Consider the following 13,255-nt stretch of genomic DNA (forward strand, 5'->3'; position numbering starts at 1 on the left):
CATCGAAACCTCGGTCCCGTGATCGTGGCATTGCGCGTTGCGCGCGAAGCCACTCATCAGCCTGCCCGGTGGCGCCGACTGGACAGCCGGCGCCTTGTGCTTACCAGGCTTGCAAACTGGCCTGCGCGACCAGGACGACCTCGCCCTCGGGAGCGTTCATGCCCATCGGTGCGGCAATGGCCGGCACCGGCGTGGCATCGGCCAGCAACTCGGCCTGGATCCTTGCCATATCCCACATGACCCCATCGGCAAACCGGATCTGCTGCAAAGGACTGGCCACGTTCGCTACACCACCCTGCGGCAAAACGTTGTAAGCCGTGATCTGGTCGACCGTGCCGTCGATCTTGATGATCAGCGTGCTGCCGACCGCTGCCAGGTGCAGGTCGCCACCGGCAATCGCCGCCTTGAACTGCAGCGTATCGACCTTGCCTGCCGCGCTGTCGGTTGTCGAGACGAGGTAGTCGTGCCCATCGCCCCTGCCGAACAGATAGGTGTCGCTGCCCGTGCCGCCGGTGATGGAGTCGTTGCCGCTGCCGCCGTCGAGCGTATCGTTGCCGCCTTTGCCATCCAGCTGGTCCGCGCCGGCGAAGCCGCTGATGGTGTCCGCAAGCACGGTACCGGCGATGCTATCGCTGGCACTGGTCCCGGTATGCAGGGACGCGAGGATCGAGGCCACGTTCCAGGTGGTGCCATCGTTGAAGCGGATCTGTTGCAGCGGATTGCCGATGTTGCCCGGATCGTCCTGATACAGGAAGGCCATGACCGTGACCTGGTCGGTGCCGCTGCCGTGCTTCACCACCAGCGAGGTGCCCACGCGGGACAGGTGCACGTCGCCGGGCAGGATGCCAGCCTTGAACTGCAGGGTGTCGACCTTGCCGGGAGTCGAGTCGCCGGCCCCGACGATGGTATCCATGCCGTCGCCCCGCCCGAACAGATAGGTATCGCTGCCGGTGCCGCCGTTGATGTTGTCGTTGCCGGTGCCGCCGTCGAGCGTATCGTTGCCCGCTTTGCCGTTGAGCGTATCCGCGCCGCCAAAGCCAAGCAGCGTATTGTCGCGCACCGAGCCGTTCATCTGGTCGGACCCGTTCGTGCCCGAGAACAGGCGCGCTTCAATTGCGGCCAGGTTCCAGCTTTTGCCGTCGGCAAAGACGATCTGCTGCAGCGGGTTGCGTACGTTGGCCGAGTCGTCCAGGTACAGGAAATTCTGCACCGTGATCTGGTCGCCGCCAGCCACCTTGACCACCAGCGAGCTGCCGGTCGAGCTCAGCGTGACATCGCTGGCCAGCACGCCTGCCTTGAACTGCAGCGTGTTGATCCGGGCGGACGGTTCGTTGTCGATGGCGGTGATCACATCGATCCCGTCGCCCTTGCCGAACAGATAGGTATCGTTGCCGAGGCCGCCGAGGATGGTGTCGCTGCCGGTGCCGCCGTCGATGGTGTCGTCGCCGGCCCGGCCGTCGATCTTGTCGGAACCGGCCAGGCCGGCGATGCTGTCCGCGCCAAGAGTGCCGTTGAGCTCATCGGCACCGGCGGTGGCAACGAGCAGCTTCGTTTCGATATCGGCCAGGCTCCAGGCAGTCCCGTCGGCAAAACGGATCTGTTTCAATTGCGTGAAGGCGTGACCCGTGTTTTCCCTGAACAGGAAATAATTAACCTGCACCTGGTCGGTGCCGCCGTTGATCTTGACCAGCAAGTTCGCACCGCTGGTGCTAAGGGTGACCTCGCCAGGCAGCACGCCTTCCTTCATTTGCAAGATATCGAACTCGGAATCGGACGCGGGACCGGTGCCGCCGTTGAGGATCGTGTCCTGGCCGTCGCCCTTGCCGAAGAGGAAGGTGTCGTTGCCCAGGCCGCCTTCGAGCCAGTCGTTGCCAAGCCCGCCGTCGAGCGTGTCGTTGCCGGCCTTGCCATCGATGCGGTCGCTGCCGCCCAGCCCGGCGATGGCATCGGCGCTGTCGAAGCCATCCAGGGTGTCATTGCCCTCGGTCGCCACCAGCAGCAGTTTGCCCATGATGGCGGCGGCATCCCACGTGCTGCCATTGTCGAAACGGATCTGGTTGAGGGGATTGGCGGCGCTACCGGCGCTGCTGCCACTGAGGAAGGAATTGACCAGTACCGTGTCGCTCGTGCCCTTGATGCCGATGGTCAGCTTGTCGCCGGACCGGGTCAGGATCAGGTCGCTCTCGACGATGCCGGGCTTGAACTGCAGGGTGTCGGTCTTGCCCGCGGTACTGTCGGTAACTGCGTTGATCTCGTCGTTGCCGTCGCCCCGGCCGAACAGATAGGTGTCGCTGCCGATTCCGCCGTTGATGACGTCATTGCCGGCGCCGCCGTCGAGCGTGTCGTTGCCGGCCTTGCCGTCGAGGCTGTCGGCGCCGGCCTGGCCGGTGATGCGCTCGCCCTTGAAAGTGCCGTTGATGGCGTCGGCGCCATCGGTGCCCGCAAACAGCACGGCCTCGGCCGCGTCCAGCGTCCAGCCGCTGCCATCGGCAAACCTGAATTGCTGCACCGGATTGGCCGGGTTGGCGCTGCTGTCGTCGCGCATGAAGCTCGCCAGGATCAGCTGGTCGTCGCTGCCCTTGAGCTTGACGATCAGATCGCCGTTATTGCCGCTGGACAGGGTGAGATCGCCGGGCAGCACGCCTGCCTTGAACTGCAGGATGTCGGTTTCGCCGCTGGTCATGGAAAAACCGCGCCCGACGGTATCCTGGCCGTCGCCTTGGCCGAACAGGAACACATCGTTGCCGCCCCCGCCGCTCAAGTCGTCATTGCCCAGCCCGCCGTCGAGCGTGTCGTTGCCCTCCTGGCCATTTAAACGATCGATGCCGGCGCCCCCGAGCAGCAGATCGTCGCCGCTGCCGCCGTAGATGACGTCGTCGCCAGCGCCGCCGTCGACGGTGTCGTTGCCACCCTTGCCGTCGATGTTGTCGTTGCCGGCCATGCCGTCGATGGTGTCGGCCGCCACCGTGCCGGGGAGGAAATCATCGCTGTCCGTGCCTGCATACAAAAGCGCCTCGATCGCCGCGCGGTTCCATGTGGTGCCGTCGGCGAAGGTGATTTGCTGCAGCGGGTTCGACTGGTTGTCGCTTGTATCTCCGGCCAGGTAGGAGCCGACGGCGATCCAGTCGCCGCTGTCCTTGATGCGGATGTGCAGTGTGGACGAACTGTCCATGTACACGGTGATGTCGGCGGGCAGCACGCCGGCCTTCAATTGCAGGGTATTGAGCTTGGCCGCCGGATCGTTCGAGCTGCTGATGTTGTCGTGGCCGTCACCGCGGCCGAACAGGTAAGTGTCGTTGCCCAGCCCGCCGACGAGGTTGTCGTTGCCGGCGCCGCCGTCGAGCGTGTCGTTGCCGTCGTCGCTGTAGAGATCGTCGTTGCCGGCGCCACCGGTCAGGAGGTCATTGCCGAGGCCGCCGAAAAGCCGGTCCGCACCGTCGCCGCCATCGAGGCTGTCGTCGCCGGCCATGCCGTTGAGCTGGTCGTCGCCGGCGAGCCCGGTGATGCGCTCGCCCTCGAAGCTGCCGTGGATCATGTCAGCGCCGTCGGTGCCGGCGAACAGTACCGCCTCGGCCGCCGCCGGCGTCCAGCTGGTACCGTCGGCAAATTTGAACTCCTGCACCGGATTGCGCAGGTTGGCGCTGTCGTCGCGCCGGAAGCCCCCGATGGTCAGCTGGTCGTCGCTCCCGTTGATCTTCATGACCAGCTCGCCATTAAAGTCGCTGGACAGGGCCAGGTCGCCGGGCAGCACGCCTGACTTGAACTGCAGGATGTCGGTTTGGCCGCTGGTCAGGGGGTAGACGGACTTGACGGTATCCTTGCCGTCGCCTTTGCCGAACAGGATGACATCGGTCCCCACCTGGCCGTCCAGCTGGTCATTACCCGCCCCGCCATCGAGCGTGTCGTTGCCGTCTCCACCCTCAAGCGCATCATTGCCTGTGCCGCCGAGAAGCAGATCGTCGCCGCTGCCGCCGAACATGCGGTCGTCGCCGGCGCCGCCGTCGAGGCTATCGTTGCCGGCTTTGCCGTTCAGGTGGTCGTTGCCGGCCGCGCCGCGGATGCTCTCGGCCGCCAGCGTGCCGGCCAGGAAATCGTCGGTGTCCGTGCCTGCGTACAGGACTGCTTCGATCGCGGCGCGGTTCCACGTGGTGCCGTCGGCGAATGTGATCTGCTGCAGGGGATTGGACGTGTTATCACTGCTGTCCCCGGACAGGAATGAGGCGACGACGACCTGGTCGGCACTATCCCTGATCTGGACGAACAGGCTGCCCGCGCTATCGGTGCGCAGGATGATGTCGGCTGGCAGCACGCCAGCCTTCAATTGCAAGGTATTGAGCTTGCCCGCAGCGTCGCGCGAGCTCGCGATCCGGTCCAGGCCGTCGCCGCGCCCGAACAGATAGGTGTCGTTGCCCAACCCGTCGATCAGTTCGTCGTAGCCGGCGCCACCGTCGAGCGTGTCGTTGCCGTCGCCGCCGGACAGCGAATCGGAGCCGTCGCCGCCGATCAGGAGGTCGTTGCCGAGGCCGCCGACAAGCGTGTCCGCATCGGCGCCGCCATCGATGCTGTCGTTGCCGGCCTTGCCGTCGAGGCGGTCGGCGCCGCCCTGGCCCATGATCAGGTCGCCGAGGTAGGTGCCGGTGCGCGTATCGGCCGCGTCGGTGCCGGCGTAGAGCCTGGCCTCGATCGCCGCCAGGTTCCACGTGGTGCCGTCAGCGAATACGATTTGCTGCAGCGGATTGCTGGTATTGCCGGTGTTGTCGCCGTACAGGAAACCGTCGACCTGGATCTGGTCGGTGCTATTGCTGATCTTGATGATCAGCGACGCGCCCGCCATGTCGAAGGCCAGGTCGGACGGCAGCACGCCTTCCCTGAAGCGCAGGGTGTTGATGTCGCCAGGCGGGCGTACGCCGGTGCCGTAAATGATGTCGCGGCCATCGCCGCGCCCGAACAGATAGACATCGCTGCCCAGGCCGCTATCGATGTAGTCGTTGCCGGCGCCGCCGTCCACGGTGTCGTTGCCGGCCAGGCCGTCCAGCTTGTCCGCGCCAGCCTGGCCTTGCAGTATCTCATCGGCATCGCCGCCGGTGAGGGTGTCGTTGCCGGCCGTGCCGGTGATGGTGGTGAAAGATGCGGTTGTCGTAGTCAGGGACATGCAGGTCTCTTTTGCAGTGGGAAAAGGGGGAAGGTGGATTGGTGCCGGAATGTCCGGCCCAGCCTCGCTTGCGCGGAGAGCTCGAGCGTCAGGGGCGGCGCGGAAGCATTGTTTGTCACACTTCTCATGTAGTTAACGATCATGGTTTACTTGCTACACTGCCAGTGTTGTGTGCTTGAGGAAATAATATCATGCGGTTAATGATGCCAACTTTGAATTTTGAAAAAATAATGAACAGCAACCACGCACGACTTTTTTTGGGAAATTAGCAAGAAACGCATATACAAACACGAAAAGATTCGTTCTGCTTGTGGGGCGCTTGCACTAGGCTCGGCATATGAAAAACGACATCCCCGAACCGGCCAGCGCGCGCGCTCCGCATTGGAACCTTGGTCCCGTGATCGAGGAACTGCGCGTCTCGCGCGAAGCCACGCATAACATCCGCCATCATGGGCGGGTGCGCGAGCTGCCCTCGCGCGAGGCGCTCACCGTGATCGTGAATGGCCTGTCGGCGGCGCTGTTCCCGACCCATTACGGGCGCCCCAACCTGACCGACGAGAGCATCGATTATTTTGTCGGCGACACCCTCACCACGACCCTGAACCGGCTGGTCGAACAGGTGCGCCGCGGCCTGCTGTTTTCGGCGCAGCCGGACGACGCCAGCGAGGAAGAACTGGAGCAGAAAGCGGCCGCCATCACGCGCGACTTCGCCGCCGGCCTGCCGGGCATCCGCGCGCTGCTGGTGTCGGATGTGCAGGCCGCGCTGGCGGGCGACCCGGCCGCCACCTCGGTGGCCGAAATCATGCTGTGCTACCCGGGCACCATCGCCATCCTGTACCACCGCTACGCGCACCGGCTGCACCAGCTGGGCGTACCGTTCCTGGCGCGGCTGGTGTCGGACATCGGCCACTCGCTGACCGGGATCGACATTCATCCGGGCGCGCGCATCGGGGCCAGCTTTTTCATCGATCACGGCACCGGCGTGGTCATTGGCGAAACCGCCATCATCGGCCAGCGCGTGCGCCTGTACCAGGCCGTGACCCTGGGCGCCAAGCGCTTCCCGGCCGATGAAAACGGCACGTTGATCAAGGGCGTGGCGCGCCATCCGATCGTGGAGGACGATGTGGTGATCTACGCGGGAGCGACCATCCTTGGACGGATCACCATCGGCGCCGGGTCCACCATTGGGGGCAATGTGTGGCTGACCGACAGCGTGGCGCCGGGCAGCACGGTGTCGCAGGCGCAGATGCGCAGCGACTAGATCGCGTGCGCGGCCTCCAGGCGGCGCAGGATGGCCGCCTTGGTCGCTGCCTGCGCGCTGTCGCCGCGCACCCGCTTCGGCGGCCAGCAGCACGGCGCCCGGTACCACGAGGCCGGGTGGCATGCGCAGGGCAAGGTTGCGCGCAGGTGCCGGCAAGTCGAGTGAGCGGACGGTCATGGCTTATCCGCGCGCGATGGGCGCTTGCGCGAAGCGCGTGTCGACCAGTTCCGCGATCACCTTGTCGAGATCCGTGCCCGGCTTGACCAGCGCTTCGTCGCGCAGGATCGGTGCCGCCAGTTGCAGCGCCTTGAGGTGTTCCGCCGATGGCTGCGGGTTGCTGAAATCGCTGCGCAGCTCGATCTGCAACAGCGCCACCGGCAGCGATACCTTCGCTTCTTCCGCGAGTATCTTCGCGGCCTCGGTCTGGTTGGCGCCGATCCATTTGCGGGCGCGGGGCCAGGAAGTCGTCGCGCACGTTCAGGAAGCCGTAGGTGTTGAAAGCGACGTTGCGGTAGATCAGGCGCGAGCCGCCTTCCAGTTCGCTCGCCGCCATGTGCGGATCGAGCCCGGCCCAGGCGTCGACCCGGCCCTGTTCCAGCGCCGCGCGTCCGTCGGCGTGCTGCAGGCCGACGTGTTCGATGTCGCTGCGCTTCAGGCCCGCCGTCTTGAGCGCGCGCAGCAGGAACAGGTAGGGATCGGTGCCTTTGGTGGCGGCGATCTTTTTTCCTTTGAGGTCGGCCAGGGTGCGGATCGGCGAGTCCTTGCGCACCACCAGCGCGGTCCACTCGGGGCGCGAGAAAATGTAGGGCGCGCGGATCGGATTGCCGTTGGCCTTGGCCAGCAGGGCGGCCAGGCCTGCGCTGGAACCAATGTCGATACTGTTGGCGTTCAGGTATTCGAGCGCGCGGTTGCTGCCGGCGCTGTGCACCCATTTGATGGCGGTGCCGTCGGCCTTGAATTCTTCTTCCAGCCAGCCGAAGCGCCGCAATACCAGGCTGGTTGGCGCGTAGTAGGCGTAATCGAGGCGCAGTTCGCGCAGCGACGCCGCGCTGGCCACGCCGGGGAGGACCGACAGGGCGGCCAGTTGCAGGAGATTGCGGCGTTTCATGGGGTCCTTGGGTTGGGGGTCAGGCTGCCGACTGCAGCAGCGGAGCGATATGGACCTGGCGGCCGTGGTGGCCGTCCGGCAGGCGCGAGCCCTTGCCGGTCAGTTGATGGCGCAGGGTTCCGCCGACGGTGTCATTGCGGTAGCGGCCGCGCCGCTGCAGCTCCGGCACGATCAGATCGACGACATCGCGCATGGTTTCGTGGGCGATGGCAAAGGCCAGGTTAAAGCCATCGACGCCGGTCTGTTCCATCCATGTTTCCAGCTGATCGGCCACCTCGGATGGCGAGCCGACCAGGATCGGGCCGCGTCCCCCGAGGCCGATGAAGCGGGCCGCTTCGCGCACCGTCCACGTGCGTAACGGATCGGCCGCGCTGAGCGAGGCGAGGGCGGAGCGCCCGGCTTCGGTCTCGATGTAGTCGATGGTGGCGTCGAGCGGGATGCGGCTGAAGTCGACGCCGGTCCAGCCGGACAGGAGGGCCATGGCGGCGTCGATGTTGACATGGCGCTGGTAGTCCTCGTACTTGGCGTGCGCTTCTTCCGACGTTGGTGCGGTGATGATCAGCGCCTGCGCGTAGACCAGAAGGGTGTCGCCATCGCGGCCGGCGGCGCGCACGGCGGCGCGCGTGTCGTCCACGTAGCGCTTGACCACGTTGACGCTAGGGCCGCTGACAAACGTCGCCTCGGCGTGGCGCGCCGCGAATGCCATGCCGCGCGGCGAGGCGCCGGCCTGGTACAGGAAAGGCGTGCGCTGCGGCGACGGTTCGCACAGGTGAATGCCGGGCACCTTGTAGTAGCGGCCTTCATGGTTGATCGGATGGGCCTTGCCAGGGTCGGCGTACACGCCGCGCACCTTGTCGCGCACCACGGCGTCATCTTCCCAGCTTTTCTCCCACAGCTTGTAGACCACGTCGAGGTATTCGTCGGCCAGGTCGTAGCGCTCGTCGTGGGCGAGCTGCTTTTGCAGGCCCAGGTTGCGCGCCGCGCTGTCGAGGTAACCGGTAACGATGTTCCAGCCGATGCGCCCCTTCGTCAGATGATCGAGGGTCGAGATGCGCCGCGCAAAGGTGTACGGATGTTCGTAGGTCAGGGCGGCGGTGACGCCAATGCCCAGGTGGCGCGTGGCATTGGCGATCAGCGGCACCAGGGCCAGCGGATCGTTCAGCGGTGCTTGCACCGCATGGAGCAGGGCGGCGTCCGCGCTGCCCTCGTACACGTCGTACACGCCCAGCACATCGGCCAAGAAAATGGCGTCGAACCGGCCCGCTTCGAGCAGTTGCGCCAGTTCGATCCAGTAGTCGGCGTCAAGGTAGCGGTGGCTGTTGTCGCGCGGGTGGGTCCACAGCCCGGGCGACTGGTGGCCCACGGTGTTCATCTGGAACGCGTTGAAGCGGATCGGTTTGGCCATGATGCTATTTGGCTGCCGCTTGCAGGGCCAGTTGGTAGTCGGTCTTGGCGTAGCCGGCGAAGTGCTTGTTGGTCACAGCCAGGAACTCGGGCGAGCGGTAGGCCGCTGCGATATCTTTCGCAAACTGCTTCTGTTTGTCGGCGGTGCGTACCGCAACCAGGTTGATGTAGTTGGGCGAAATCTTCTCGGTGACCAGGGCTTCCATCAGTTTCAGGCCCGACGCCAGCGCGTAGTTCCCGTTGACGAAGGAATAGTCGGTGTCTTGCAGCGAACGCGGAAGCTGGGCCGCTTCCAGCGGCACCAGTTTGATCTTCTTCCGGTAGCTGGCGATGTCCTTTTCGGATGCGCGCACCGGGTCGAATTTCTCGCGCAGCTTGATCCAGCCCAGTTGATCGAGAAGCACCAGCGCGCGCGCCTGGTTGGTCGGGTCGTTCGGCAGGGCCACGGTACTGCCGTCTTTCACTTCGGTCGGTGACTTGTGTTTTTTGCTGTAGATGGCAATCGGCGCGGTCGGAATCGTCACCAGGTCGGTCAGCGCCAGTTTGTGCTCGGTCGCGAACTTGTTCAAGTAGACGATATGCTGGAACACGTTGGCGTCAAGCGAGCCTTCGGCCAGCGCGAAGTTGGGCTGGATGTAGTCGTTGAACTCGATGACCTTGACCTTGTAGCCCTGTTTTTCGAGGATAGGCTTGATCCCCAGCCTGATCTGGTCGGCGTACGGGCCGGCGCTGGTGCCGATGACGATTTCCTTCGGGTCCTTGGCGGCGCTGGCGGAAGTGGCAATGGCCAGGCCGGCGATGGCGGCGAGAATGGTGCGGCGTGCGATAAACATGGTGTCCTCTGAATGAAGTGAATGTGGATTCTTAGCGCTGGTCGATGCGGCGTGCGATGCGGGTGCCGGTGAACTGGATGGTCTGGACCAGCACCACCAGAATGGCAACGGTGACGAGCATGATGTCGGTCTGGAAGCGGTAGTAGCCGTAGCGGATGGCCAGGTCGCCGATGCCGCCGCCGCCCACCACGCCGGCCACCGCCGAATACGACAGGAAGCTGATCGACAGCACCGTCAATGCCAGCACCAGGCCGGAACGTGCTTCCACCAGCAGCACGCGGGTGACGATCTGGAACTCGGAGGCGCCCATGGCGTGGGCCGCTTCGATCACGCCGCGCGGCACGTCGCGCAGGTTCTGTTCGACGAGGCGCGCAAAGTAGGGAATGGCCGCGAACGAGAGAGGCACGGCGGCCCCCAGCGGCCCGATCGAGGTGCCGGCGATCAGGCGCGTGAACGGTACCAGCGCCACCAGCAAAATGATGAAGGGGAAGGAGCGCACGGTGTTGACGATCCAGCCGAGGACCAGCGCAAGCGGCCGGTTTTGCAGCGACTGGCCGTCGGCCACCAGAAACAGGACGATGCCGAGCGGGCCGCCCAGCACCACGGCGGATGTCAGGCCGATCGCCAGCATGGTCATGGTCTGGCCGAGCGCCACCCACAGTTCGGGCAGCAGGGTGACGAGATTTTCAAACATGTTCAACTCCTTTCCATGCGGTGGCGGCAAAACCTTCGCTGCCGTAGTAGGCCAGCTCGCGGCCCAGCGCCGTGATGCGCGCGCTGCTGGTATCGGCCAGCGCGAATTGTTCGGCCAGGGCGCCGTCTTCGATGACCGCGACCCGGTTGCAGATGGCGCCCAGCACCGACAGCTCGTGGCTGACGATGACGATGGTCACGCCCAGGCGCAGGTTGATGTCGCGCAGGGTGTCGAGCAGCGAGCGCGTGGTTTCGGCGTCCAGCGCGGATGTCGGTTCGTCGCACAGCAGCACGTCGGGCCGGCTGGCCAGCGCGCGGGCGATGGCGGCGCGCTGTTTCTGGCCGCCGGATAGCTGGGCCGGATAGTTTTCGGCCTTGTCGGCCAGGCCGACCAGCTCCAGGCATTCGAGCACGCGCGCGGCCAGGCGCGGCGCGTTCAGGTTGCCGTGGATGCGCAGCGGGAAGGCGACATTCTCGTACACGGTGGCGTTCTGCAGCAGGTTGAACTGCTGGAAAATCATGCCGATGTTCTGGCGCGCGTCGCGCAGTTCGCGCTTGCCAAGGGTGGTCAGCTCGCGCCCGGCCACGGTGATGGCGCCGCGGTCCGGGCGTTCGAGCAGGTTAATCAGGCGCAGCAGGGTCGATTTGCCGGCGCCGCTTTTGCCGATCAGGCCGAATACGTCGCCCTTGTCGACCGTGAGGCTGACATTCCTGACGGCGTCGAACTGGCCGCCGCGCGGCAGGGAAAAGGATTTGCTGGCGCCGTCGATGCGGATCAGCGGCTCGCTATGGGTGGTGTGAGTGTTCATGGTGTCAGGAGTAGGCGGTCGGTTCGGGGACGCTGCCATCGAGGACGTAGCGTCCGAGGTCGCGCAGCTTGTAGTCGATCGGGTCGTGCAGGGTGTGCACGCGCACGTTGCGCCAGAAGCGGTCGAAGCCGAATTTGGCCGAGGTGGCGCGAGCGCCGGTCAGCTCGAACATCTGGCTGCTGATTTCAAGGCCGGCGCGGTGCGACAAGGCTTTCGCTTCGGCTACCGCTACCGCCACTTCGCCGCGTTCGCGTGCGCTCAAGAGGGCGCCTTTGTTGAAGGCGCGGTCAAGTTCGTGGGCCGCATGGTCGGCCAGCACCTGGGCGGGACGCAGCAGCAGCCACAGTTCGCCGTAGCGGTGCTGGATGAACGGGTCGTCGCTGGCGGCGTCCACACCGGACGCGAACCAGGGGCGCGACTGCTCGCGCGTGTATTCGCGGGCGGCGTCGAAGGCGCCATTGGCGATGCCCAGGTACAGATTGGCCATGATCAGCTGCGCCACCTGCGAGCGCAGCGTAGCCTGCGCGGTTGGTGCCTGGCCGGGCGCCTGCAGCACGTATTGCGCCGCCAGGTGCGCCTGGTCGAAGTGAACGTTGCCGCTGTCCGTCTGTTTCTGACCGAAGGCGTCCCAGTCTGCCTGCACGCGCACCCCTGGCTGCGCGGTCGGCACCACGCCGATCAGCGCTTCGCCGGCGGCGGCGTCCCAGGCTGACACGGTCAGCCAGTCGGAACCTACCGAGCCCGATGAAAAGCTTTTGACGCCGTTGAGGGTAAAGCCGTCGGCGCCGCGCAGTGCCGTGGTGCGCTGGTCGAGCGGATTCAATGCGTTGCCCCAGAACAGACCCTGCTCGACGGTGCTTGTCAACAGGTGGCGCTGCTGCTGCGCGCAGCCGTACAGGCGAATGCCGGCCAGTTGCAGGTGATGGAAACCGAAGACATGCGCCAGTGCGCTGTCGGCGCGCGCCAGTATGCGGATCGCCTGGTACACCACCGGCCATGGGGCGCCCTGGCCGCCGAATTCGGCGGGAATCGACAGCGTCAGCAAGCCCGATTCGCGGATCCATTCGCGCTCCTGGGCCGCATGGCCGCCATCGCGGTCGCGCTGCACCGAGGTGTGGGCAAGGCGCTCGGCGAGGGCGGTGGCAACTGCCAGCGGATCGCCGGGCTGAATATCGGGTATGGGGCGGAGCAGGGTGGCTGACATGATGGAACAAGCCTTGAAGGACAGTCGAGGAGGCCAGTATTGCACCGCCCGTGGCGCGCCGTGAACGAAGATATCCGCCCTTCCTTATGCGTAAAACGATGGAACGAAAAGCGCATATCGAAGCGTGAAAGCATTCGTTTCGATTTGCCGTCGTGCGCCGTAGCCTGTGTCCATTCCATTGTTGAACCTCACACCGGATCGGAAAAATCATGAGCGTACTTTTGCTGGGCGGGAGCCCGTCAGTATCGTCGAGCGGCGCCAGGCTGCTGCAGCACGTGGGCGACAAGCTCGCCCTGCACGGCCACCGCTGCAACACCCTGCAGGTGCGCGACCTGCCGGCGCAAGCACTGCTGCATGCGAATTTCGACGACCCGGCCATCGTGCGGGCCACGGCGCTGCTGCTCGATGCCGACGCCATCGTCATCGCCACACCTGTCTATAAGGCTTCGTACACGGGCATCCTGAAAGCCTTCCTCGACCTGCTGCCGCAGGATGGCCTGGACGGCAAGCTGGTGCTGCCGCTTGCCACTGGCGGCAGCCAGTCGCACATGCTGGTGCTCGATTACGCGCTGCGGCCGGTGCTGGCGTCGCTCTCGGCGCGTTTCATCCTGCCCGGGATTTACGTCACGTCCGACCAGTTGCGCTGGAACGCCGCCACCGGCCTCACGCTCGATGCACCGATTGCCGCCCGCGTGGCGCGCGGCGTCGAGCAGCTCTCGTCCGAGCTGTTCGCGCTGCCGCTGCGCCGCCCGCAATCGCAGCGCACCCTGCATCCCCTCGCCGCCTGACCT

At 65.4% G+C, this 13,255-nt stretch carries 8 protein-coding genes and 1 pseudogene; 2 read left to right on the forward strand and 7 right to left on the reverse strand.

What is annotated here, in order from left to right:
• Positions 1 to 100: 100 nt before the first annotated feature.
• Positions 101 to 5,152 (reverse strand): beta strand repeat-containing protein, encoded by a 5,052-nt coding sequence (locus RBA40_RS06705; RefSeq protein WP_306646959.1) that lies wholly within the window; start codon positions 5,150 to 5,152, stop codon positions 101 to 103.
• A 337-nt stretch (positions 5,153 to 5,489) separates the two neighbouring features.
• Between RBA40_RS06705 and epsC the strand changes: the two genes are divergently transcribed.
• Positions 5,490 to 6,413: a serine O-acetyltransferase EpsC gene (gene epsC / locus RBA40_RS06710; RefSeq protein WP_306646960.1), complete on the forward strand. Its 924-nt coding sequence runs from the start codon at positions 5,490 to 5,492 to the stop codon at positions 6,411 to 6,413.
• Positions 6,414 to 6,593: 180 nt separating this feature from the next.
• Here the strand turns inward: epsC and RBA40_RS06715 are convergent.
• The 6 genes and pseudogenes from RBA40_RS06715 to RBA40_RS06740 all read right to left on the reverse strand — a co-directional run bounded on the left by RBA40_RS06715 (position 6,594) and on the right by RBA40_RS06740 (position 12,464).
• Positions 6,594 to 7,521 (reverse strand): annotated as a pseudogene (locus RBA40_RS06715) (aliphatic sulfonate ABC transporter substrate-binding protein).
• Positions 7,522 to 7,540: 19 nt separating this feature from the next.
• Entirely contained in the window at positions 7,541 to 8,926 is a 1,386-nt protein-coding gene (locus tag RBA40_RS06720) for an LLM class flavin-dependent oxidoreductase (RefSeq protein ID WP_306646962.1), read from the reverse strand.
• A gap of 4 nt (positions 8,927 to 8,930) precedes the next feature.
• Positions 8,931 to 9,758: a MetQ/NlpA family ABC transporter substrate-binding protein gene (locus RBA40_RS06725; protein ID WP_306646964.1), complete on the reverse strand. Its 828-nt coding sequence runs from the start codon at positions 9,756 to 9,758 to the stop codon at positions 8,931 to 8,933.
• Between the two features lie 31 nt (positions 9,759 to 9,789).
• Complete coding sequence (locus RBA40_RS06730; protein ID WP_306646966.1) at positions 9,790 to 10,452, reverse strand: methionine ABC transporter permease; 663 nt, start codon at positions 10,450 to 10,452, stop codon at positions 9,790 to 9,792.
• Complete coding sequence (locus RBA40_RS06735) at positions 10,445 to 11,260, reverse strand: methionine ABC transporter ATP-binding protein (RefSeq protein WP_306646968.1); 816 nt, start codon at positions 11,258 to 11,260, stop codon at positions 10,445 to 10,447. The genes RBA40_RS06730 and RBA40_RS06735 overlap by 8 nt, the downstream gene beginning before the upstream one ends.
• 4 nt (positions 11,261 to 11,264) lie before the next feature.
• A complete protein-coding gene (locus tag RBA40_RS06740) occupies positions 11,265 to 12,464 on the reverse strand; it encodes an acyl-CoA dehydrogenase family protein (protein WP_306646970.1) in 1,200 nt (399 codons plus the stop codon).
• 209 nt (positions 12,465 to 12,673) lie between these two features.
• Here RBA40_RS06740 and ssuE point away from each other — a divergent pair, with 209 nt between their 5' ends.
• Entirely contained in the window at positions 12,674 to 13,252 is a 579-nt protein-coding gene (ssuE, locus tag RBA40_RS06745; protein ID WP_306646972.1) for an NADPH-dependent FMN reductase, read from the forward strand.
• Positions 13,253 to 13,255 lie beyond the last annotated feature (3 nt).

The organism is Massilia pseudoviolaceinigra (assembly GCF_030846505.1).
GTDB lineage: Bacteria > Pseudomonadota > Gammaproteobacteria > Burkholderiales > Burkholderiaceae_D > Telluria_A > Telluria_A violaceinigra.